This window comes from Peptoniphilus grossensis ph5, from assembly GCF_000311825.1.
GTDB classification, from domain to species: Bacteria; Bacillota; Clostridia; order Tissierellales; family Peptoniphilaceae; genus Peptoniphilus_A; species Peptoniphilus_A hominis.
This window is the reverse complement of the sequence record NZ_HE978567.1, coordinates 284,356-307,021: the sequence shown is the minus strand read 5'-3', so window position 1 is coordinate 307,021 and position 22,666 is coordinate 284,356. Positions and strand designations below refer to the sequence as shown.

The 22,666-nt window shown below is 31.4% G+C and carries 21 protein-coding genes and 4 pseudogenes; 23 read left to right on the top strand and 2 right to left on the bottom strand.

Going from position 1 to position 22,666, the window contains the following annotated elements:
* The first annotated feature begins 57 nt into the window (after positions 1–57).
* The 16 genes and pseudogenes from HGPG_RS05735 (at position 58) to HGPG_RS05665 (ending at position 15,851) form a co-directional block, all read left to right on the top strand.
* Positions 58–696: a TetR/AcrR family transcriptional regulator gene (locus tag HGPG_RS05735; RefSeq protein ID WP_004835143.1), complete on the top strand. Its 639-nt coding sequence runs from the start codon at positions 58–60 to the stop codon at positions 694–696.
* 122 nt (positions 697–818) lie between these two features.
* Entirely contained in the window at positions 819–1,415 is a 597-nt protein-coding gene (locus HGPG_RS05730; RefSeq protein ID WP_019125108.1) for an MptD family putative ECF transporter S component, read from the top strand.
* A complete protein-coding gene (locus HGPG_RS05725) occupies positions 1,348–2,118 on the top strand; it encodes an energy-coupling factor transporter transmembrane component T family protein (RefSeq protein ID WP_425357398.1) in 771 nt (256 codons plus the stop codon). The genes HGPG_RS05730 and HGPG_RS05725 overlap by 68 nt, the downstream gene beginning before the upstream one ends.
* Complete coding sequence (locus tag HGPG_RS05720) at positions 2,103–3,572, top strand: ABC transporter ATP-binding protein (RefSeq protein WP_019125106.1); 1,470 nt, start codon at positions 2,103–2,105, stop codon at positions 3,570–3,572. Before HGPG_RS05725 ends, HGPG_RS05720 begins: the two co-directional genes overlap by 16 nt.
* A complete protein-coding gene (locus tag HGPG_RS05715; protein WP_019125105.1) occupies positions 3,562–5,352 on the top strand; it encodes an ABC transporter ATP-binding protein in 1,791 nt (596 codons plus the stop codon). The genes HGPG_RS05720 and HGPG_RS05715 overlap by 11 nt, the downstream gene beginning before the upstream one ends.
* Positions 5,345–7,090 (top strand): ABC transporter ATP-binding protein, encoded by a 1,746-nt coding sequence (locus HGPG_RS05710; protein ID WP_019125104.1) that lies wholly within the window; start codon positions 5,345–5,347, stop codon positions 7,088–7,090. The genes HGPG_RS05715 and HGPG_RS05710 overlap by 8 nt, the downstream gene beginning before the upstream one ends.
* 26 nt (positions 7,091–7,116) lie before the next feature.
* The gene (locus HGPG_RS05705; RefSeq protein WP_019125103.1) at positions 7,117–8,469 is read left to right on the top strand and encodes an MATE family efflux transporter; all 1,353 of its coding nucleotides are present in this window, start codon (positions 7,117–7,119) and stop codon (positions 8,467–8,469) included.
* Between the two features lie 311 nt (positions 8,470–8,780).
* Positions 8,781–9,196: pseudogene (locus HGPG_RS05700) on the top strand (sigma-70 family RNA polymerase sigma factor).
* 88 nt (positions 9,197–9,284) lie between these two features.
* Positions 9,285–9,533, top strand: a complete 249-nt coding sequence (locus tag HGPG_RS05695; RefSeq protein ID WP_147629754.1) for a hypothetical protein — start codon at positions 9,285–9,287, stop codon at positions 9,531–9,533.
* Positions 9,534–9,684: 151 nt separating this feature from the next.
* Positions 9,685–9,807: pseudogene (locus HGPG_RS10645) on the top strand (replication initiator protein A); the annotation flags it as partial.
* A gap of 108 nt (positions 9,808–9,915) precedes the next feature.
* The gene (locus tag HGPG_RS05690; protein WP_019125100.1) at positions 9,916–10,503 is read left to right on the top strand and encodes a type IV toxin-antitoxin system AbiEi family antitoxin domain-containing protein; all 588 of its coding nucleotides are present in this window, start codon (positions 9,916–9,918) and stop codon (positions 10,501–10,503) included.
* Between the two features lie 146 nt (positions 10,504–10,649).
* Complete coding sequence (locus HGPG_RS05685) at positions 10,650–11,498, top strand: AraC family transcriptional regulator (RefSeq protein WP_019125099.1); 849 nt, start codon at positions 10,650–10,652, stop codon at positions 11,496–11,498.
* A 75-nt stretch (positions 11,499–11,573) separates the two neighbouring features.
* Positions 11,574–12,029, top strand: a pseudogene (locus HGPG_RS05680) (nucleotidyl transferase AbiEii/AbiGii toxin family protein); the annotation flags it as partial.
* A gap of 173 nt (positions 12,030–12,202) precedes the next feature.
* A complete protein-coding gene (locus tag HGPG_RS05675; RefSeq protein WP_019125097.1) occupies positions 12,203–12,415 on the top strand; it encodes a helix-turn-helix domain-containing protein in 213 nt (70 codons plus the stop codon).
* A gap of 36 nt (positions 12,416–12,451) precedes the next feature.
* Positions 12,452–13,267 carry an abortive infection family protein gene (locus HGPG_RS05670; protein WP_019125096.1) on the top strand — a complete coding sequence of 272 codons (816 nt, stop codon included), beginning with the start codon at positions 12,452–12,454 and terminating at the stop codon, positions 13,265–13,267.
* Positions 13,268–13,307: 40 nt separating this feature from the next.
* Positions 13,308–15,851: a DEAD/DEAH box helicase gene (locus tag HGPG_RS05665; protein WP_019125095.1), complete on the top strand. Its 2,544-nt coding sequence runs from the start codon at positions 13,308–13,310 to the stop codon at positions 15,849–15,851.
* Positions 15,852–15,980: 129 nt separating this feature from the next.
* Here HGPG_RS05665 and HGPG_RS05660 read toward each other — a convergent pair.
* Together HGPG_RS05660 and HGPG_RS05655 are read right to left on the bottom strand one after the other, a co-directional pair.
* Positions 15,981–16,467 (bottom strand): annotated as a pseudogene (locus HGPG_RS05660) (relaxase/mobilization nuclease domain-containing protein); the annotation flags it as partial.
* The gene (locus tag HGPG_RS05655) at positions 16,463–16,813 is read right to left on the bottom strand and encodes a plasmid mobilization protein (RefSeq protein WP_019125093.1); all 351 of its coding nucleotides are present in this window, start codon (positions 16,811–16,813) and stop codon (positions 16,463–16,465) included. The pseudogene HGPG_RS05660 and the gene HGPG_RS05655, both read right to left, overlap by 5 nt.
* Positions 16,814–17,160: 347 nt before the next feature.
* Between HGPG_RS05655 and HGPG_RS05650 the strand changes: the two genes are divergently transcribed.
* Genes HGPG_RS05650 through HGPG_RS05625 form a run of 7 tightly spaced genes read left to right on the top strand, consistent with a single transcriptional unit; the run spans position 17,161 to position 22,598 of the window.
* Positions 17,161–17,754, top strand: a complete 594-nt coding sequence (locus HGPG_RS05650; protein WP_019125092.1) for a TetR/AcrR family transcriptional regulator — start codon at positions 17,161–17,163, stop codon at positions 17,752–17,754.
* A 20-nt stretch (positions 17,755–17,774) separates the two neighbouring features.
* Positions 17,775–18,707, top strand: coding sequence for an ABC transporter permease (locus HGPG_RS05645; RefSeq protein ID WP_019125091.1), 933 nt, complete (start codon positions 17,775–17,777; stop codon positions 18,705–18,707).
* On the top strand, positions 18,707–19,483 hold the full coding sequence (locus HGPG_RS05640; RefSeq protein WP_004816322.1) for an ABC transporter permease: 777 nt from the start codon (positions 18,707–18,709) through the stop codon (positions 19,481–19,483). Before HGPG_RS05645 ends, HGPG_RS05640 begins: the two co-directional genes overlap by 1 nt.
* A 4-nt stretch (positions 19,484–19,487) precedes the next feature.
* Complete coding sequence (locus tag HGPG_RS05635; protein WP_019125090.1) at positions 19,488–20,270, top strand: ATP-binding cassette domain-containing protein; 783 nt, start codon at positions 19,488–19,490, stop codon at positions 20,268–20,270.
* Positions 20,252–20,494 carry an ATP-binding cassette domain-containing protein gene (locus tag HGPG_RS10505; protein WP_019125089.1) on the top strand — a complete coding sequence of 81 codons (243 nt, stop codon included), beginning with the start codon at positions 20,252–20,254 and terminating at the stop codon, positions 20,492–20,494. The genes HGPG_RS05635 and HGPG_RS10505 overlap by 19 nt, the downstream gene beginning before the upstream one ends.
* A complete protein-coding gene (locus HGPG_RS10500) occupies positions 20,476–20,961 on the top strand; it encodes an ATP-binding cassette domain-containing protein (RefSeq protein ID WP_315969240.1) in 486 nt (161 codons plus the stop codon). Before HGPG_RS10505 ends, HGPG_RS10500 begins: the two co-directional genes overlap by 19 nt.
* A 2-nt stretch (positions 20,962–20,963) precedes the next feature.
* Positions 20,964–22,598 (top strand): ABC transporter substrate-binding protein, encoded by a 1,635-nt coding sequence (locus HGPG_RS05625; RefSeq protein ID WP_019125087.1) that lies wholly within the window; start codon positions 20,964–20,966, stop codon positions 22,596–22,598.
* Positions 22,599–22,666 lie beyond the last annotated feature (68 nt).

Sequence of the window (22,666 nt, the reverse complement as noted above, 5' to 3'; positions counted from 1 at the left end):
AAATATAACATGTGCTACAATATAACTAAGTTATATTTGAAGAAAGGAGGGCAAATCGTGGCAAACGGAGATTATGAAGTAACTCATAATAGGATTCTTAATAGCGGTAAGAAAATTTTCAAAGAACAAGGATTTGAAAAGGCAAATTTAAGAGCTATTTGCAAAGAAGCAGGTGTTACTACTGGGGCGTTTTATGGTCATTTTGAGGATAAGGAAGCACTTTTTTCTGAGTTAGTTGAGCCGATTGTAAGCCAAATACGAAAATACTATGCTATGTATGAGGATGAGAGTTTTGAGACATATAAAAAGGAAGTTCCACTTGGGAAAGAAACCATTTATAAAATTTTAGACTCTAAAGCACATGGTGCTGTTAAGATGGTCTTGTATTTTTTTGAAAATAAAGATGCATTTGAGTTATTAGTGTTTGGTTCTTATGGAACAAAATACAGTAATTTTTTAGATGAACTCGTGGAAATAGAAGATAAAAATCACATCAAAATATTAAGCATGATTTATGGTGAAGATGGTGTCGGTAGTGTAATAACCGATATGGGAATTCACTTAATTAACCATGCATATTATTATGCTTTATCTGAAGTTGCTGTTCATTCTAAAAGCAGAGAAGAAGTAGAATTAAATGCCAAACTAATTTCAAAATTCTTTAATGAAGGATGGGGCAAAATACGAGGTTTGTAAAATGGAAAAATTTTTGCATCAAATATAACTTAGTTATATTAAAGATTTAATTTTATATAAATTGGCAACATGCTGTTTTATAAGCAGATAAAAAATATTATATGTATTCAAGGAGGAGAAAAATGAATTTAAAAAGTATTGTAAAAATAGCAGTATTTTCTGTTATTGGTTTTGTATTAACAATGGGATTGGGACTTTTGACAGGATCGTTTGGAATGATTCCGAGTTTGTATTTATCATCGGCACTTCCAACAATAATTGCCGCGCCAGTTTTTGTAATAATGTGTAAACAAGTCGCACAAAGAGGAACAGCATTCTTATATTTCTTATTACTCGGCGTGTTCTATGCTCTTATGGGAATGTGGCCTGTAATAGTAGTTTGTGCAATTGCAGGAATATTAGCAGAGCTTGTGATTGGTAAAAAGGAAAATTACTCAGACAAAACTATGAAAGTAGGTCTTGGTTTTGGTGCTGGTATGTTTATATATTCGCTTCATGCGATGTATTTCACATTCGTATTTGGTGTAGAAGGTCTTACAAAACAATTCCCTAAGATGTTTACAACAGACTATGCAACATTTCTTTATAATTTTTACACCCCTAAAAACATTGCAATTTGCGTAGTGATCGCAATCGTTGCATCAATTATTGGTGCTAATTTTGGAACATATATTTACAACAAATTCTTTAGCAACAGGAAGAAAAAAAGTGTTTTGTAAAGGTGAAAAAAATAATATAAACGAATACCAACTATCAGATAAAATCAACCCGCTTGCTATAGTTGGGTTGATTTTACTATTTTCAGTTATTCTAACTGTTGGAGAGCAATCACAATATTTATTTTCCCTTATTTTTGTCTTAGGACTATTATTCTTATTTTCTATAAGAAAGGCATTTAGAACGATATGTTCATTGCTTATAGTATGGGGGCTTATTTATTTGCTGAAACCACACTTAGGAAATGTTTTGGTTGGTTCTATATATACAATGCTACTTATAGTGTTGAAATTTGCTCCACTTTTCATTTTGGGAAAAGTTCTGTCCTCATATAGTTCTTCGCATCTAATGGCTGCATTTAGAAAAATTGGAATTGATGGTGGAATAGGGATAGGAATTACAGTATTCTTTCGTTTTATTCCGGAAATCTCTATTAGGATGAAGGAAATAAACAATGGCATGAAAATTAGAGGATTTAAAGCAAGTATTTTCAAACCAATTAAAACATTTGAATTATATTTTGTTCCTCTTATGTATAAGTGCATAGATATAAGCGATACCTTAACTTGTTCAATCATATCAAAAGGTATTGAATATGATGGACAAAAAACAAGTTTTCATGAGGTGAGATTTACATTTATTGATATAGCAATGATGATCGGAGGAATGATTTTGTTGGGGGCGAGTTTATGGAAAATATTTTAGAGGCAGAAATCAAATCCTTTCATTATGGAGAAGATTTGATTTTGAAAGATTTAAAAATGTCTGTAAAGAAAGGCGAAATTATAGTCTTAACAGGTCTTTCAGGATGCGGAAAAACGACACTTTTAAGACTACTAAACGGGCTTATTCCGTCATTTTATGACGGTGATTTGGACGGCGAAATTAAGATTTTAGGGAAGGATATAACTACTTATAAAAAGGGAGAGTTAGCTAAATATATTGGCAATGTATTTCAAAATCCTAAGGATCAATTTTTTTGTGATGTAGTTGAAGATGAAATTGCTTTAGTAGGTGAAAATTTGGGATTAGACAGGGACACCCTAAAAGAAAAAGTTGAAAAAGCAATGGACTTGTTAGGAATAAATCATATTAGCAAAAAATCCATTTTTGAATTATCAGGGGGAGAAAGGCAAAAGGTGGCGATAGCAGGAACACTTATTTATGATACAGACATTATCTTTTTCGATGAACCTTCAAGTAGCCTTGATTACGATAGTATAAAACATTTCAGTGAAATACTTATCAGATTGAAGACGATGGGAAAGACAATAATTATAGCGGAACATAGGCTCTATTATTTAAAAGAGATTTTTAGCAGATTGATTTATATAAAAGACGGTACAATATGTGATGTTTTTCCGAATGGTAGTCTTAGTAATGATAAATGTAAGGAACTTGAGTTAAGGACACTTAATGAAAGAGAATTGATATCAGAAAAAGAACCTATTGTGGCTAAAAGCTGTATCAAAGTAAATAAAGCCTGCATTCATCAAGGCAAAAGAACTTTGATAGAAGAATTAACTTTTGAGCTTGGAGAAAGCGAAATAATGGGAGTGATTGGTTCTAATGGTATTGGGAAAAGTACTTTGGCAAAAGCATTATGTGGTTTATCTGAAAAATATTTGGATGTCAGCTATGGACAGAAACAAAGAGAAAGACTTAGAAATTCATATTGCGTGTTACAAGATGTAGATGCTCAGATTTTTTTAGACACAGTAGAAAATGAGTTGATATTTTGTAAAGATAAAAACTCGGAAAATGATTTAGAAAAGATACGAGAATATCTGAAAGATACAAACCTGTGGCATAAAAAAACCAATCATCCGCAGAAACTATCCGGTGGACAAAAACAACGACTGGCAATTATTACTTCATTTTTATCCGGTCGTAAGCTGATAATTTTGGATGAACCAACATCGGGACTTGATTATAAAAGTATGAAAATTATGTCCGATTTAATTACAGAAAAAGCAAAGGAGATTCCAATTATAATAATTACTCATGATTTAGAACTGTTATTTAAAACCTGTCATTCCGTCTTAATGCTCGGTGATAATGGTTATAAAAAAATATCTGTAAAGGGAAATGAAGCGTTAATCATGAATTTTATGGATAAAAAAGGAAATTTATTGAAGGAGGAGAATGATGTTAAATAAGGTTTTTGAGTATGCTGGTTCGCATAAGAAAACAATACATTTAGCGAGTTTTATTATGCTATTAAGTGTCATTATGGGAGTTGTGCCATTTCTATTTGCTTATCAGATTATAAATCCCTTGATTTTAGGACAAAATTTGGAATTCACAAGGTTAGTTATTTTGCTTGCCGGTATTTTGATATGTTTGGTTTTGCAAGCATTATTAGGTGGTTTGGGTCTTAATATGTCCCATAAGGCAGCATATAACACATTATTTGGACTTAGAACATCTCTACAAAAAAAGATGGAGAATCTTCCCTTAGGAGCTATTGAAGAAAAGGGAACAGGTGCTATTAAAAAGATGTTTGTAGATGATATTGGTAGTTTGGAAGTTCTTTTGGCACACTCATTGCCTGAAGGAATTGCCAATTTAATTGTGCCTGTAATGGTATATATTGCAATGTTTTTCGTTGATTGGAGACTGGCACTTATGTCTTTGGCATCCATTCCACTAAGCATTGTCGCTATGATGATTATGTATTCCGCAGGAATGAAAAAAATGGGACCATATTATATGGCGAGTGGAAAAATGAATAATACCATTATTGAATATGTGAATGGTATGGAAGTAGTAAAAGTGTTTAACAAGCAAACGGAATCATATAAAAGATTTTCTAAAGATGTTGGAGATTATAGAGATTATGCACTCGCTTGGTATAAGACTGCATGGCCATGGATGGCATTATACAGTGCCTTACTTCCATGCACGATTATATTAACATTGCCGCTTGGAGGTTACTTTGCTTACATGGGCTATGTTAGTCTTTCTGATTTGATATTGGTATTATGCCTATCTTTGAGTATTGGCTTACCACTCTTAAAGGCTTTGGGATTTTTACCAACGATGCCACAGCTTAATTATAAAATATCTGCATTGGAAGATGCTTTAAATATAGAACCATTAAAACAAGGTGAAAACAAGTTTAAAGGTATAGATCATACTATTTCCTATGACAATGTTACATTTGGTTATCAACTAAGCAAGATGGGAGAGAATGGACAACCTGAAACATACATTAAAAATGTGATTCATAATGTGAGCTTTACAGCAAAAGTTGGAGAAAAGACAGCCATTGTTGGAGAATCAGGCTCAGGTAAAAGCACCTTAGCGAAACTCTTAATTCATTACTATGATGTTTTAGAGGGAAGTATTAGCATTGGAGGACAAAATTTACAGGATATGAGTCTTAAGGCACTGAATAAAGAGATTTCTTATGTGTCTCAAGACCAATATTTATTTAATACTTCACTCTTAGAAAATATTCGTATCGGAAATTTGTCAGCTACCGATGAAGAAGTGATAGAAGCTGCAAAGAAAGCTCAGTGTATGGAATTTTTAGATAAGCTCCCAAATGGTATTTACTCTTTGGCTGGCGAGGCAGGAAAGATGTTATCAGGTGGAGAAAGGCAAAGAATATCATTAGCGAGAGCTATTTTGAAAAATGCTCCGATTGTTGTACTTGATGAGGCAACAGCCTACGCAGATCCGGAAAATGAAGAAAAAATGGAAGCAGCTATTCGTGAACTTGTAAAAGGAAAAACATTGATTGTAATTGCTCATAAACTTCCGGCAATTGTAGATGCAGACCAAATATTGGTAATGAATCATGGTCGTTTAGTTGCAAATGGAAAACATAATGACTTGTTAGAATCATCAGCAGACTACCGTAAATTATGGGATGCGACACTATTTAGTAAAGATTGGAAAATCAGCAGAAAGGAAGGTGAAATGAATGTTTAAACTAATATCAAGAATTTTAAACTTGTCAGGAAAGTATAAAAATAGAATTAAAGGGGCATTTGTTTTTGCCTTTATTGAATCTGTTTTAAGTAAAATGCCTATTTTTATTGCATTTACTGTATTGATAGGATTTTATGAAAAGACAATATCACCGAAAACATTCTTGTATGTAGGAATAGGACTTGGTTTGGTAGTGTTGGTACAGGCATTGGTTCATTTTTTAAGCGATAAATTGCAAAGTGCTGCTGGCTTTCTGATTTTTGCAGATAAAAGGATGGAGCTTGGAAATCACCTTAGAAAACTTCCTATGGGATATTTCACATCAGGAAATTTAGGAAAAATCAATTCTGTTTTAAGTTCAGATATGTCATTCATTGAGGAAGTATCCATGAGCACCATAGCTAATATGATGAGTTATGTGCTTTCAACCGTTGTGCTTACTATATTCATGTTTGTTTTAGATTATAGAATAGGTCTTGTGTCTGTGTGTGTAACTCTAATAGCAACATTACTTGCAAGCAGAATGAATAAAATGTCTTTATCTGAAGCTGTTATCAGGCAAGAGCAAGGAGAGAAGCTAACAGATGCAGTTTTGTCATTTGCAGAAGGAATTAGTGTAATCAAAAGCTATAACCTTTTAGGAGACAATTCAAAGGCTCTTACAGATAGCTTTGCTTCATCAAGAGACACTTCTATAAAGTTTGAAAAGAAGATGACACCTTGGACAAGCGGATTGAACATTATTTATGGTATCGGAATTACTTTTATTTTGGCACTTGCTTTGTATCTTCATTTACAAGGAATGTTGAAACTTCCTTATGTGTTAGGACTGATACTATTTGTATTTGACTTTTTCAGTCCATTAAAAACTCTTTATGGAGAAGCAAGCAGGCTAACAGTTATGAATGCTGCTTTAGATCGTATTGAAGAAGTATTAAATGAAACAGAACTACAGGATACAGGTAAAAAACATCTCTTAAAGGCTAAGTTTGGTGAGCCGGAAATTAGTTTTAATCATGTGAAATTTTCTTATGGAGAAAAAGAGGTTTTGCATGATATGAATTTTGAAATGAAAAAGAATACAATGACAGCTTTAGTTGGACAGTCCGGAGGAGGAAAATCTACAGTAGCAAATCTTTTGGCAAGATTTTGGGATGTAGACTCCGGTGAAATTTTGATTAGAGGGGTGAATATAAAGGATGTTTCGCTATCTGAATTGATGTCGGAAATTAGTATGGTTTTCCAGAGAGTGTATTTGTTTCAAGATACGATTTTTAACAATATTGCCATGGGGAAAGAAAATGCGACGAAAGAAGAAGTTATAGAAGCTGCAAAAAAAGCAAGATGCTATGATTTTATTATGGCACTTCCTGATGGATTTGACACAATGATTGGAGAAGGCGGAGCAACTCTATCCGGTGGTGAAAAACAAAGAATTTCTATTGCTCGCTGCATATTAAAAGATGCTCCTATTGTAATTCTTGACGAGGCAACAGCAAGTGTTGATGTGGACAATGAAAGCTATATACAGGAAGCAATCAGTGAATTGGTAAAGAATAAAACATTATTAGTTATCGCCCATAGATTAAATACTATTAGAGATGCCGATAGTATTATTGTAATCAAGGAAGGGAATATTGCAGAACAAGGAACCCATAATGAGCTAATTGCTTTAAATGGGATTTATAAAAATATGGTAGAGCTCCAAGAAAAAAATAAAGGACTAAAAATTATATAAAAATTGGTCTAAGAGAGGAGAAGGCAATGAAACAAGATATGAAAGAACAATTATTAACAAAAAGACCGATAGATTTACTCTTTCAGTTATCTATTCCGGCAGTTATCGGAATGATTGTTATCGGTCTGTATCCGTTAATGGACGGAATATTTGCAGGGAAAATTATAGGACAGACAGCAATGACTGCCTGTGGTGTCGCAATGCCACTTACCTTTTTCAACAGCGGTGTTTCAACTTTACTTGGTGTAGGTTCTGCATCTGTACTTTCAAGAGCAATCGGTAAAGGGGATCAAAAAACTGTAGATAAAATTATGGGTAACCTAATCTATTGGGTGATTTTCTTCTCTGTAATTATTACAGTTGGAGGAATACTTCTTGCTCCGCATTTTTTAGATATGGTCGGTGCAACGGGTGAAATCAAAGCCTATGGTATTAGATACCTTAGAGTAATTTTTATAGGTTCTCTATTTGTAAACTTCACACAGTCCGCAAACATGGTTATGCGTGGCGAAGGACTGATGAAAAAAGCTATGACGATTATGGGACTTGGAGCATTACTGAATATCATTCTTGATCCGATTTTAATGACAGTTATGGGTGAATATGCGATTGAAGGTGCTGCCCTTGCAACCATCACAGCACAATTTGTTCAGGCAGTGGCAACACTACATTATTTCTTGAAAAAGAGTAAAGTTGTTAAAATCCATAAGATAAAGTCTGATGCGGGAATTAAAAAAGAAATGTTTTCTGTCGGTTCATCCGCTATGATGATGCAGCTTTTGTTTATGATTCAACAGACTATGCTCTATAAAATGGCATTTAAGTATGGCGGAGATACCAATGGAATTTTGATGGCGGCATCACTTCGTGTATATGCCTTTTCATTTATTCCTCTTTGGGGAATGAGTCAAGGCTTACAACCTGTTGTTGGAACAAACTTTGGAGCAAAGCAGTATGACAGAGTAAGACAGGCTATGAAGGTCTTTTCTATTGGCGGTTTAGTTCTTGCAGCAATCTTTTGGATTCCGTCTTTATTGCTTTCAAGTCAAATACTATCTTTATTCGGTGTAGAAGCAAACATCATTGCACAGGGTGTTGGAAACTTTAGATTGTTCTATTCCGTATTTATTTTGTATGGAGTAATGGTTATGACTGTTACTTTCTTCCAATCAATCGGAAACGGAAAGAAAGCTGGGATAATCGTAATGCTTAGACAACTGTTTTTGTTTGTTCCTGCCATGATTTTATTGCCAATGATATTTGGAGTAAAAGCTGTTTGGTTTACACAGCCACTTGTTGATTTCATTATGATTGTTGTTGGCGTTTTCATGATGATTGGGGAACTGAATAAAATGGGGAAAGAAAAAGTTCAAGCGTAAAATTTCTTATTAGGTGTTTAGAATTTGAAACATTAGAAGGACTTAATTTATGGAAAATAGTTAGCTATAAAATGGAGGGATAGAAATGGAAAAGTCTATATATTTATTTGAAAGAATAAACCACAATAAAAATAGTCCTTTTTCCTATAAGCTTTATAGCTGTTTGTCTTTCCATATGCTCGTCTAAACAATTAAATATAATTAAAGGAAGAACAAGTTTCTTTCGTTTTAGAGGACTTCTTATGCCAAGGTGCAGGAGTCCTCCTTTTTTTGTTTTAAAACGCAGACAAAAAGAAATGGAGGAAGCATATATGCCAAAAAAATATTACCTTTATATCAACGGACAAAAGGTCAAAGTCAGTGAAGATATTTATAAAGTCTACTGGCGAGAAAGAGAACACGAAAAGTATTTGGAGCAGGTGGAAAGAAAAAACCACTTGCTCTTTTTTCATCATTGGATCATGACGGACATTTTGTAGATAATATTGTTGATGAAAGTGTTGATGTAGAAAAGATTGTTGAAACACAGATGATGATTGAAGCAGTCAGAAATACAATTTCAAGACTCAATGCAGAAGAAAGGGGCATCATTGAGCGTTTGTACTTTCAGGATGAAATTCTTTCGAGTATTACAAGAATAAAGAAAGTGAGTTATCAAGCTATACAATGGCGTAAGAATAATATATTGAAAAAACTGAAGTTGTTATTAGAAGATTTTTTAAGATAATCGACTTGTAGATAAGGGCAGATTTTCCATTATAAAGTAAAGGTGATATAGGGCTATTTTTCTTTGCTTATTAATAGTATATTATGTAATGAGAGAAGGAATTTATATCATAGATATATTCCCACATACGAGGCTTTTGAAAAATCTCAAATTTTATCCATACAGACCACTCAAGCCACGTGGAGACTATAGCGTTGATACAAAAGATGTAAATTTAGAAATCCTCCATTTTAAGCAGTTTTATAAGCATTTTGTCTTTGATAAAGATGAAGAAGGATACGTCAAAAAGACTCAAAAAAACTACATGGATGTAAGAGTTGTTTTAAGACTAGTATGAGGAAACACAAAGAAAAAATTAATAAGATAAACTCATTTTGTACTTTCTATAAGAGTAGCTTAAAAGGCTGCTCTTTTTTTCAGGAAGTGAGTATATATAAATTTTAAATATAACTAATAATACAAAATCTGATTTCCGATAAGCAGAAGTCCAGACTTCCGAAAATCGGAATTCAAGAACTCCGAATAACAGATTTCTAGAAATCCGAAAATCGGAGAGTAACTATAATAATATTAGTAATATTGAGTTAAGAAAGAATAATTTTAGAAAGGGAGTAAGGATTCGTTACATCCTTTTTTAAAAATGGAAAACACTCACAAGATAACTTTACATATTCGCTTTTATAACACACAATAAAAGCGAAGACGAGAGGAGGCGGACTATGAATACACTTAAAGAATATATACAAGAAAATTTAGTAATAACTAACAAAGAAGCAGAAGAACTTGGATATACTAGGCATAATCTATCAGAATTAACCAAAATCGGACAATTAGAAAGATTAAGACCAGGTCTATATCAATTAAAAGGAAAAGTAATAGACGATTTTATTTTAATATCATCTAATAGTAATCGAATTATATTTTCCCATCAAACAGCCCTATATCTCCACGACTTAACCGACAGGACCCCAAATGTATTTCATATATCTGTCCCCCAAGGCTATAATGCAAGCCATATTAAAAAGAGATATGAGGATCTACAAGTTCATTATGTAAAAAAAGATTTATACGAACTTGGAAAAACAGAAATAAAATCACCGCAAGGCAATCTCATACCAGTTTATGATATAGATCGAACAATTTGCGACATCATAATCGACAGAGAAAAAATAGATAAACAGATTTTCACAGAAGCTATAAAAAGATACTTTAAATCACAAAATAAAAATCTAAGACGACTCATAAAATACAGTAGACTATTTAAAATAGAAGATGAGGTTAGAAAATATATGGAGGTATTATCATGATTAATATCGAGAGTATAAAGAGCAAGATAAGAAGTCTGGCAGAGAAGAAAAATAGTATAAACATGTGATGCTATAATATTTGTATTAGCATTATCGGGTATAATTTAATAAATCCTTGTACAATTTAAATGAAAGGTGGTAGAAATATGGATATAATGAAATCTTTTAACTTAGCAATAGACTATATTGAAGATAACTTAACTGATGAACTTGATGAAAAAGAAATAACACGGATAACAGGATATTCATTTCCAATGTTTTCAAGAATATTTTCAATCATATCAGGATATTCATTATCTGAATATATAAGGTTAAGAAAGATGACAAATGCTGCAATTGATTTAAAAAATTCAGATAAAAGAATTATAGACATCGCAATAAAATATGGTTATAATTCTCAGGATTCTTTTGCCTTAGCTTTTAAAAGTTTTCATAAGCTAACTCCAGGTCAAGTAAAAAAAGGAGAAAAGTATCAATATTTCCCAAGAATCTACTTTTCAATTTCAGTTCAAGGAGGAAATCAAATGGATATTAAGATTGAGAAAAAGAAAGCGTTTAAAGTAGCTGGTATTAAATCGGATGTAACTAAAAGTTCAAATTTCCCAAAAGTTTGGGATAGACTGGTTGAAAAAGTACCAAGAGAAAAATTTGAAGAGTTTGGTAATGGTCAAATCTATGGCGTAGGATATGACTATATAATGGACGAAGAAGATTCATTTATATACTTAGCTGGTTTTGATTTAACGGATGAAGTAAAAGCTGAGGAGTTAGGGTTAGACATACTCAGCATTCCTGAAAAAGAGTATGCCATTGTAAGCTTAGAAGGTCCTATACCAAAGTGCATTCACGAAGGATGGAAGTATATTATTTCATATTTCTTCCCTAAAGAAGGATATAGACATGATGAAAGTCCTGATTTTGAAGTATATGGAGATGGAGACCCTAATTCAGAAGATTATCAAATGGAATTATGGGTTCCTATAGTAAAAGAGTAATTTAAATTTGTTTAACGGCATCTATCAAATGGTAGGTGCTCTTTTGATGTCTATTAGTAAAAATAGGAATGAGTAAAAAATCCAATGAAACCTGACATTACAACAGGAGATGCAATTACACCAAGGAAAATAGAATACACCTATCCCTGTATCTTTAGCCAAGAATATATAAAAATAATGGCGTACCAATTAGAAACAATTTTAGCTGAAAAATACGAAACCATAATCAGAAGAAATATAACAACAACACGAATGAGAGACTTTTATGACCTATACACCCTCTACAAATTAAAAAAAGATGAGATAGATTATAAAATTTTAAAAGAAGCAATAGAAAGAACTTCCGACAAAAGAGGAAGTCAGGAGATAATCAAAGACTATGAGGAAATAATCTAGGACATAAAAGAAGATTCATACCAAAGATCCTTGTGGGAAGTATATCTGAGTGAAAATAATTATATTGGAGATCTGACCTTTGATAAGGTTGTTGATGTAGTGAGAATTATTTCAAATAGAATAAATGAGATGTAATATTCCAAACACTGTTTGGAATATTACAGACAAGAAAATATTAAGTATGAGAAGTGGAATTATTCTGCTTCTTTTTTATAATTCAAATATTACTTAAAAAGAGACTATTTTCGTTCTTTAAAAAACATTTAATGGTATAATATAATAAATATAATTTTTCTACGGAGGGTATAGTGAGAACTTTTAGTTATAAAAGATTATTTAAAAAACTGATAGATTTAGACATGACAAATAATGAATTGATGAAAAAAGCAAAAGTTAGTAAAAGTACATTTTACAAAATGAAGAATGGGCAAAATGTAACTACAGATGTTTTGCTTAGAATTTGCAATGCTTTGGATTGTGATATTGAGGAAATAGTAGAGTGTATTAAGTTCGATTCTTAATATAACTTGGAACAATTTAATAAACTGGAGGAATTTATGATTAGTTATATTGAAAGAACATACTTTAATGATTTGTTAAATAGAGGTGGGTATGTTTTAGATTTTTCTACATATAGATTTGACGAATTCACATTGCATAGTGTAGGAATAGCTTTATGTGAGACATATAATTTATCAAAGGGTAAGTCGTTAAATGAATTTATAAATGAAGGAGATGATGATAAGGTAGTAAAATTATTAGATGATTTATTGGAATATTATGAAGTGCGATATTCCTTAGAAATAGAATCAGATGATAAAGCTTATAACGGAAGCACATACAAATCTCTTTATAATAAGTGTAAGGAAATTATTGAAAGAGAAAAGAAACATTCTAAGAAATTTTCTAAAGTATCAGAAGAGTTAAAGAAAAAATTTTCTAGTAAATATATGAATCAGCAAATAGATTTGATGGTAGCAATGTGTGATGAAAATCCGACAGAAGCAATAGGAAAGTCAAAAGAATTACTAGAAAGTTGTTGTAAAACAATCATTGAAAGCAATGGTGAAATTATAAAAGATTCAATAAATATGGGACAACTTGTAAAACAAACTCTAAGTTCATTGAATATTCCCAATAAAGGCGTGGCGATGGATTTAGAAGAAGAAAAAATTGTGAAACAAATTACAGGGAGTCTTAATGGTTTAAGTAGTGGAATAATTGAATTAAGAAATCATTATGGAAGTGGGCATGGTCGTTCTGCAAAATTTAATGGATTAACAAAACGACATGCAGAATTATCTGTTGGAGCAAGTATAACTCTTGTTCGCTATTTGTGGGATACATTTTTATTAATAAATGAAAATAAATGAAAATAAATGAAAATGATAAAATTAAATGGAGGTACTAAAAATGGTAGATTTTAAGAAAAAAATTGCTTTAAAAAGTAAGGCGAAAATTACCAATCCTATTGATTTATATAATACGCTTGATAGAAAGAGTATTGCAGGTCCTTTGAGACCCGTTCAAAAATATGCTTTGGAAGAGTGGTATAACAATAGAAAAGATGAAAGAGATCTTATTGTAAAGCTTCATACTGGAGAAGGGAAAACTTTAATTGGTTTACTAATACTACAATCAGCACTTAATTTAGGAGAGGGGCCATGTATATATGTTTGTCCTAATATTTATTTAGTCAAACAGGTTTGTTGGGAAGCTGAAAAATTCGGTATTCCATTTTGTGAAATTGATAATAATAATGAAATCCCTAATGAGTTTTTATCAGGTGAAAAAATTTTAATTACACATGCTCATAAAATTTTTAATGGAAAATCAATTTTTGGATTAGGAAATAACTTCACAAAGACAAATACAATAATTCTAGATGATTCCCATGCGTGTATAGATGTCATAAAGAATTCATTTACTTTAACCATTAATAGAAATAAAAATGGAAACGAGGATATTTACGGTAGGATACTCACTTTGTTTTCAGATGATTTAATAGAGCAAGGTGAGGGTAGCTATTTAGATATTAAATCTGGAGAATACGAAACTTTCATGATGGTTCCATACTGGGCATGGAATAGTAAAAGGACTGAACTTTTATCTATTCTATCTGAATTTACCAATATGGATGAAATTAAGTTTGTGTGGCCATTGATGAAGGATAAAATAATAGAATATTCTTGTTTTATTTCAGGAAGTAAGATTGATATTGCTCCATATAACATTAACGTAGAACAATTTGGGACATTTTCAAAAGCTAAGAGAAGAATTTTAATGTCTGCAACGACTCAAGAAGATATTTTTTTTGTCAAGGGTTTGAATTTTTCAACTGATGCAGTGGCTAATCCGATTGTGTATCCACAATTAAGATGGTCTGGTGAAAAGATGATATTGATGCCATCATTAATAGATGAAACCTGTGATAGAGACTTAGTTGCAACTAAATTTGCATCAATAAATGTTAAGAAGTTTGGTATCGTCGCTATAGTTCCTAATACAAAAAGAGCTATCTATTACAGTAAATTAGGTTCAAAACTTCCACAAAATAATCAAGAATTATTTTCTGTGATAGATGATCTAAGAAAAAATAATTTTGAAAAAACCGTTGTGATAAATAATAGATATGATGGGATTGATTTGCCAGATGAAAGCTGCAGAGTTTTGATAATGGATTCAATGCCATTTCTAGACAACTTCTCTGATAGATATGAAGAAAAATGTTGCCCTAATAGTGAAATTATAAATAAAAAAATAGCACAAAAGATTGAACAAGGATTAGGAAGGGCTGTTCGAGGAGAAAAAGATTATTGTGCTATTCTTGTAATAGGATCTGATATAGAAAAATTTATGAGAGGAGTGTTAACAAGAAAATATTTTTCTGCCCAGACACAGAAACAAATAGAGATTGGGTTTGAAGTCGCAAAAATGGCAAAAGAAGAAATTAGTGAAGAAGATCAGCCTATGAAGCAGATTGTTTCACTAATAAATCAAATTCTCAAAAGGGATGAAGGGTGGAAAGAGTATTACACTGGTGAAATGAATGCAATTATTCAAGATAACGTAGAAAATAAAATTTATAACAGATACTCAGAAGAAAATGAATTAGAAAAGTTATTTTCACAAGGAGAATATGAACTTGCTGTAGACAGGACACAAAAATTCATTGATAAGTTTATCAATGATGATTTAGAAAAAGGCTGGTATTTAGAGCAGATGGCAAGATATGCATATATGTACTCAGAGGAAAAATCAAAAATACTTCAAAAGTCCGCATTTAAAAAGAATCCTCAATTATTAAAGCCTAAAGAGGGAATAGCATATTCAAAAATCTCTTTTCTGAATGAAAATAGAATAAATAGATTCAAAAGATATATTGGAAAATATGACAGTTTTGATGAATTTAATCTTTATATAAATGAACTGATAGAAAATCTTTCTTTTGGCATTGCGGCTGAAAAATTTGAATCTGCATTAAAAAACTTAGGCGAAATTTTAGGCTATGTTAGTCAACGCCCAGATAAAGAAATTAGAAAGGGTCCGGATAATTTATGGTGCGTTTCAAATAAAAAATATGTTTTTTTTGAGTGTAAAAATGAAGTGAACGAAAATCGAAGTGCTATAAAAAAATCTGAAGTAGGCCAATTTAATAATCATTGTGGATGGTTTAAGGAAGAGTATGGGGAACTTGTAGATGTTTTGCGTATAATGATAATTCCTACTAAACAGTTAGCACATGATGCGGATTTTAATGAGAAAGTTTTCGTGATGAGAAGGAATGGTTTAAAAAAGCTAAAAGATAATCTAAAAAAGTTTGTAAAAGAAATCAGAAAATACGAATTAGATTCATTATCTGATGACAAAATTCAAGAGTATTTAAATATGTACAAATTAAACATTGAGGATTTTCCAGGAAATTATATTGAAGATATATATCATTTAAAAAAATAAAATAGTTAATAGAGATGGAGAGACGATATCTCTCCATCTCTTTACCCATGTAAATACCATAGTTCTTTCGTATTTTATAAAGCTCGTCCATAGTAGATTTGGAGTAAGAATACTTTTGCATGATGGTATTTTTTTCTTGTAACTTTCGTAAAACTCATCAATGACAGATAGGTTGTTTTCTTTGCATAGTTTATCGCTCTAATAACGGATTTGATGATAGCTTTTCTTATTAGACAGGTAGCATCCGCCGTTACCATATTTACATTGTTGAAAATGATGTGAATGTGAATATGTCCTTTGTCTATGTGAGTAGATAAGACAAATTCGTACTCATTTCTTAATATTTTTTACAGAGTTTCATACCAATCTGATGTGCTATTTCAGGCGTGGTTTCTCCCGATAAAAAGTATTGAATAAGATGCCTTGCAAGAACATTTCCCTTTGTTCCTGCATCATTTCGTGTCCTTAAAAATTGTGTATGGGCAGTTTCTTGATGGCATTTATGAGTGCTGACTAAAATCTGCTCATCTGTTTTATCTCCATTTACAATGTAGTCGATAGCAAGATTAAGAGTCGATTTTATGGGATGTATTTTGTAATAGCCATAAAAACTAATCACCTCCGGAAGTTCTGTTAAGGAGTAGAGAATGAATTTGCCACAGTTCTTTTGAGAAATGTTCAATCTCTTTTTTCATGTCATTGATGTCCTCTTTATAGATTATGCCTGTCGAATTAACTTGCTTTGCAATCTGATTTATGTTGTTTGTGGCATTGGAAAGCAAGCCTTGTAGATCTCTGAAAGGCTCTAAATCAACTTGATAAATCTCTTTTTCTAAAACGCACTTGCGGATAAAATGGCTCATATTTCTGCACTTCGCAAGTTTTCGTTTTTCTTCAAAAAGAGTCTTTTCTTCTTCAGTTAATTTAATTTCAAGTCGTTCATTTCGTATTCTATTTGCCATAGGTATTTCCTCCTTTAGGTGTATTTCGGGGTCTTAGGGTTCTCCCTAACAAGGTAAAAATTAAAAAATGGAGCATTCCGTAAAGGTCTGCTCCATTAATTTTTTCGTAAGTGTCCGTACACTTACTGTGCTTGCTATTAAAGTTATAAGCGTTAAGCGTTTATTAAGTTCTGTTAATTATACCGCATTTAAAGAAATTAATAAAGAAGTATAAAGGGCATTCAAGCAAATATCTTAAATAAGATTACTAAAATTTAAAATAATCCATGTATTGAAATTAATTATCAAATGAGCTACAATAAAACTGACGATAGCGTCGGAATTATTTATTGACAGGAGATAAAGTTTTGAATGATAAAAAATTGAAAGTTGGAGAAAAAAGGAAGTTAGAAATTCTGGAAGCGGCAAAGAAATGTTTCTTAGATAAGGGTTTCCAAAATACAACTATGGAAGATGTTATAGAAAAAGTAAGTTTAAGTAAAGGTGGTGTTTACTATCATTATGGATCAACCTACGAAATGATTTATGATTTTATGAAATTAGGCATCAAATATAGAGGAGAGAAAAGCAAAACTATCGATACATCTAAGTTAACGAGTTTAGACGCAATTACTGAGATGATGATGGAAAGAATTTATGATGAAAATGAATTTAAAAGCATATATGCAATTTTTTTGAAACTACAAAATGAAGATAAAAGATTGTGTGAAATGTTTGAAAATTTAAAAGAAACAAACACAGAAATTTTATCGTCTGCATTTCCTCCAAACGATAAGCTCTCATCTATTTTTGAAGATGAGTTTTTAGTGACCTTTGTAAATACTTTGATTTTAGGATATGAAAGTTTAAATCAAAAAGAAATTTTTATTGAAAATAAAGAAACAATCAAAAAGATGTTAGAAGAATATTTGAAAAATAAATTTCCTGAATTATTAGGCTGATCTTAAATTATGGTATAAAGATGAATACAAAAAAGACATTTTTAAAAAAATTTTATGAGCTAATAATTACATTATTAATTGTTAGTGTTTTATCATTTGTTTTAATGAAATTATCTCCCGTCGATCCAGCCACTGCATATGCTAAAAGACATATCGGAAGTCCATCACCTGAGCAAATTGAAGAAGTAAGAATAAGATTTGGTTTTGACAAACCTGTATATAAGCAATATTTTAACTGGATTAAAAATCTTTTTTCTCTAGACTTAGGACAGTCTTTAAGCAATGGTAAACCAGTCTGGGATAATATAATGTTGGCGTTGCCAAAAACTTTATCTGTTGTTTTCTTTTCCGCAATATTGCAGGTAATTTTGGTTTTATCTTTGGGATGTATTACTTTCTTATGGAAGAGCAAGATAATCAATAAGCTTATAAATCTTTTATGCCTTATTGGTGTTTCAATTCCTAGCTTTTATATTGCTATTATCTTACTTGATATATTTGCAGTAAAGTGGGATTTGCTATCAGTAGCAGGTAATATTGGCATTACAAACTATCTACTTCCTGCAATAACTTTAGGGATATTTGGGGCTTCTTTTTATTATCCACTATTTAAAGATGCTTTAGACAAAGAGAATGGTGAATATTATATTATGTTTTTTAGAGCAAATGGTCTAAAGGAATTTACTTTGTTCGTGAAATATATATTGCCAAACTCAATAGTAAAGTTAATTCCAAATTTCTTTCAGAGTATTGGACTTATGATTGCAAATGTGGCAATAGTTGAGGGAGTTTTTTCTATTCCAGGATTTGGATATTTGATTGTAAATTCTGTAATAAATCGTGATGCAACTATGATTCATGGGTTGGTTTTCTTTCTAGCATTATTTATTGCACTTGCTAATATAATATCAGATTTGATAAACGATCTTTTGATAAAGGAAAGGGGAGATTAATGAAAATAAACAAAAGGACATTATTTCCTTTCCTAGTGATTTTATTTATATTTTTTGGAAGTTTTTTTGCCCCTAATGATCCCTTAGAAGTTAATCTTCCCCTTCGATTTGCAAATCCAAGTTCTAAGTATCTTTTGGGAAATGATAGCATGGGTAGGTGCGTTTTATCGAGAATACTGTACGGGGGGAAAACTACATTATTTATGGTTATGACGGCATCAATTATTGTTTTTACTTTAGGTTTGCTTTTGGGAACACTAACGTCAAAAGTTACCATGAAAAAGAATGTAATAGTAGATTCGATTATTAATGCTGTAACGGCTATACCACCAATTGCTTATTTAATCATATTTATAGCATCTTGGGGAAATGGAATAAAAACTACATTAATCGCTTTGGTTGTTTCATATATATTGAGATTTTTAAGACTTGTTAGAACTCAAATAAATATTGAATATGATAAAGCTTATTGCACTTGTATGATTTCACTAGGTGCTTCAAAGACTAGGTTGGTTCTAGTTCATATACTACCAAATATATTATTAGATTTAGTTCATTATATTTGTTTGTCCTGTGCGGATATGATTTTAGCAATTACTGGTTTTTCATTTATAGGAATTGGACTTGGAGAAAATGTTGTGGAGTGGGGTTCTATGATTTTAGAAGCGAGAGATTCAATATTTATTAAGCCAGAACTCATAATTTACCCGATTTTTGCAGTTTTTATTACTACAATGTCTTTTAATATTATTGCAAAAGAAGCGAATAGAAGGTGAAGATATGATTTTGGTTAATCAATTACAAGTTACAGATAAAAAAGGAAACAATCTTTTAAATAATATTTCTCTTAGAATCCCTATGGGAAAAATTATTGGTCTCACTGGACCCAGTGGTGCTGGGAAGACTACATTAGTAAACACAATACTTGGGATTTTATCAGAGGATTTAAAAGTAAGTTCTGGAACTATTACTATAGATGATTTCGATATATTGGGAAAAGACAATATCAATAGCAACAATAGAAACATCGCTTTTATTCCTCAACTTCCCATGATTTCTTTTGACAAAAGAAAAAAGATAAAAAGTCAAATGGTTGAAATATATATTGCTAATCTTAATATAAATAAATCAGAAGCATTAAGTATAGCAAAAGATAAGCTCAAAAGCGTCAATCTTGAATATGAAAGAGTTTTAGATTCATATCCAACTGAACTCTCTGGAGGCATGATTCAGCGTGTTATTTTAGCGATATCTATGGGACTAAATACTGATTATATAATTGCTGATGAACCAACATCAGCCTTAGACAATTATAACTCATCATTATTTTTTGAATTGATTAAAGCAAATTTCAAAGGCAAAGGAATTTTGTTAATAACACACGAGGCTGATATTCTTAAAAAATATAGCGATTACATCTATGTGATAGAAAATGGATGCCTTATAGAAAAGGGGAGTAGTGAAGATATATTTGAAAGCCCTAAAGAAGAATGGACAAGAAAATTTGTTATCTGTAGTCAGAAAATATTAGATTCTGGAGGTGAATGGAAATGGACGAAATAGCTATGAGTAATGTTAGCCTTTCTTTTGAAACAGTAAAAGGGACATTTAAAGCTCTAGATCAAATTTCCTTTTCACTAAAAAGGGGAGATAACTTAAGTTTAATTGGTGAAAGCGGATCTGGTAAAAGTACCATTGCAAAAGCATTGATAGGATTAGAAAGAATAGATGAAGGATCTATACTATATGATTCTGTAGATATCTCAAAATTAAAATTAAAAAAATAAGGAAATATAGAAAAAATATCCAGTCTGTTTTCCAGGATACATCTGGTACTTTAAATCCTGGTATAAGCACTTTTAAAAATTTGGAAGAAGGGCTTATTAATTTAACAAACTTGTCGAAAAAGGAAAGAAAGGAAAAGGTGTTATTATTTTGCGAGGATTTACATTTAAAAAAGGAAATATTAGATGTGCCCGTTCACCAACTATCTGGAGGTGAGCAAAGAAGATTGTCGCTTATAAGAGCCCTTATGGTTAATCCTGATTTTTTAATACTAGATGAGGTTACAGCTGGGCTTGACTTACTGACGATTGAAAAAGTATTAAACTTACTTTTTTATTATCAATCTAAGTATAGTATTTCTTATATTTTTATCACTCATGATACAAATCAAGCAAAACAGATTTCAGATTATATCATAGAAATAAAGAAAGGAAAAATATTTAGAGAAGGAAAATTGCAAAGGAGATAGAAATGATCAAACTTAGAAAAAATATGATGGTTTTATTGGCACTTGTATTTAGTTTTTCAATTTTACTAGGAGGTTGCCAAAAGAATCAAGAAAAAGCACAAGAAAATTCAAATGTAGCAAGTGAAAACACAAAAGATGAAAGCAAGAAGGTTTTAACCTTATGTACTGCTAAAGAACTGACAAACCTTACGACTTTAACAATGAATAAGGAAAATAATATGGCTTGTGGTTTAATTTATGAAACCCTAGTAGCTTATGAAAACGGTGAAATTGTACCAAAACTTGCTGAAAGCTTTGAATATAAAGATGATGGCAAAACTTTAGTCTTTAAATTAAAGGACGGGGTAAAGTTTTCAGATGGTGAAGATTTTAATGCTGATGCAGTAAAAAAGATATTAGATTTTGATAAGTCAAACCCTAATTTTGCAGGCATTAGGGCTGTTGCAGAGATAAAATCAACAGAAGTTATTGATGATAATACGATTGCTATTCACTATGAAAATCCGTCTAAATTTTATATAAGTGGTTTTTGTTTCCAAAATGTATTGGGGATGCCATCTCCAAAGTCATTTACTGAGGGAAACTTTGAGACATTTAACAAAAATATAGGAACAGGTCCTTATGTATATGAAGAATTTAAATCTGGAGAATATACAAAATTTGTTAGAAATGAAAATTATCATGGGGAAAAACCTTATTATGATGAAGTTATTGTCAAATATATTCCCGATGCTTCCTCAAGACTTCAAGCCTTAAATAAGGGCGAAATAGATTTAATTTATGGAGCAGATTTAATAAATTATGATGACTTCAAAAAAGGTTCTGAAATTAAGGATGTTACTGGAGAAGTCAATAAAAATAGGACTTTGACTAAGAATCTAATTTTAAATCCAAGTAAAAAAGAATTAGAAGATTTAAAAGTTCGCCAAGCAATTAATTATGCAATTAACAAAAAAGACATTGTCGATAGTTTAACATACTCATATGAAGATGTAGCTGAAACTTTATTCCCTAAAGATGTAGCTTATTGTGATGCAAATTATCCAACTAATTATAGTTATGCTCCTGAAAAAGCAAATAGCTTGTTAGATGAAGCGGGTTGGAAACTCAATAAAGATACAGGAATTAGAGAAAAGGACGGAAGTCCATTAAAGCTTCAATATGTTTACTGGTCAGATTTAGTACTTGCTAAGGAAACTGCACTTGCAATAAAGACGCAATTAAAAGAAGTAGGTATAGATGTTGACCTAGTTGAAAAAGATCAAATGTCATGGTGGACAGATGGTATAAAGGGAGAATTCCATTTGACAACCTGGAATACAGAGGGTTCTTATACTGAACCTCATAAGTTCTTACAAGAATCAATCACTGAAATGGATCCACATTTGATGCCGTTAAAAGCACTTTCTGATTCAAACATATATATTGATGCAATAAAGAAGGCTTCCACTTCTACAAACGAAGGGGAGATTAAAGATAATATACAAAAAGCTATAGTATATTCAAACGAAAACGCTATGGATTTGCCTCTTTCTTATTCAAAAGAAATGATTTTGTATAGGAATGACAAAATTGGTGGATATGATTTTACAAGTACACCACAATTTTTCAATATTTATAGTGTAAAAGCTAAATGAGAATAGGTTAATAAATTGAATTTAAGGCAGGTCTATCTATAAAGTAGTGAATGGATAGACCTATCTTA

Bases quoted from the DNA above. Each gene is read 5' to 3' on its own strand.
- HGPG_RS05730 (WP_019125108.1), top strand. From the start codon at position 819: ATGAATTTAAAAAGTATTGTAAAAATAGCAGTATTTTCTGTTATTGGT.
- HGPG_RS05720 (WP_019125106.1), top strand. From the start codon at position 2,103: ATGGAAAATATTTTAGAGGCAGAAATCAAATCCTTTCATTATGGAGAA.
- HGPG_RS05715 (WP_019125105.1), top strand. From the start codon at position 3,562: ATGTTAAATAAGGTTTTTGAGTATGCTGGTTCGCATAAGAAAACAATA.
- HGPG_RS05710 (WP_019125104.1), top strand. From the start codon at position 5,345: ATGTTTAAACTAATATCAAGAATTTTAAACTTGTCAGGAAAGTATAAA.
- HGPG_RS05705 (WP_019125103.1), top strand. From the start codon at position 7,117: ATGAAACAAGATATGAAAGAACAATTATTAACAAAAAGACCGATAGAT.
- HGPG_RS05695 (WP_147629754.1), top strand. From the start codon at position 9,285: ATGAGAGAAGGAATTTATATCATAGATATATTCCCACATACGAGGCTT.
- HGPG_RS05690 (WP_019125100.1), top strand. From the start codon at position 9,916: ATGAATACACTTAAAGAATATATACAAGAAAATTTAGTAATAACTAAC.
- HGPG_RS05685 (WP_019125099.1), top strand. From the start codon at position 10,650: ATGGATATAATGAAATCTTTTAACTTAGCAATAGACTATATTGAAGAT.
- HGPG_RS05670 (WP_019125096.1), top strand. From the start codon at position 12,452: ATGATTAGTTATATTGAAAGAACATACTTTAATGATTTGTTAAATAGA.
- HGPG_RS05665 (WP_019125095.1), top strand. From the start codon at position 13,308: ATGGTAGATTTTAAGAAAAAAATTGCTTTAAAAAGTAAGGCGAAAATT.
- HGPG_RS05655 (WP_019125093.1), bottom strand. From the start codon at position 16,813: ATGGCAAATAGAATACGAAATGAACGACTTGAAATTAAATTAACTGAA.
- HGPG_RS05645 (WP_019125091.1), top strand. From the start codon at position 17,775: ATGAATACAAAAAAGACATTTTTAAAAAAATTTTATGAGCTAATAATT.
- HGPG_RS05640 (WP_004816322.1), top strand. From the start codon at position 18,707: ATGAAAATAAACAAAAGGACATTATTTCCTTTCCTAGTGATTTTATTT.
- HGPG_RS05635 (WP_019125090.1), top strand. From the start codon at position 19,488: ATGATTTTGGTTAATCAATTACAAGTTACAGATAAAAAAGGAAACAAT.
- HGPG_RS10505 (WP_019125089.1), top strand. From the start codon at position 20,252: ATGGAAATGGACGAAATAGCTATGAGTAATGTTAGCCTTTCTTTTGAA.
- HGPG_RS05625 (WP_019125087.1), top strand. From the start codon at position 20,964: ATGATCAAACTTAGAAAAAATATGATGGTTTTATTGGCACTTGTATTT.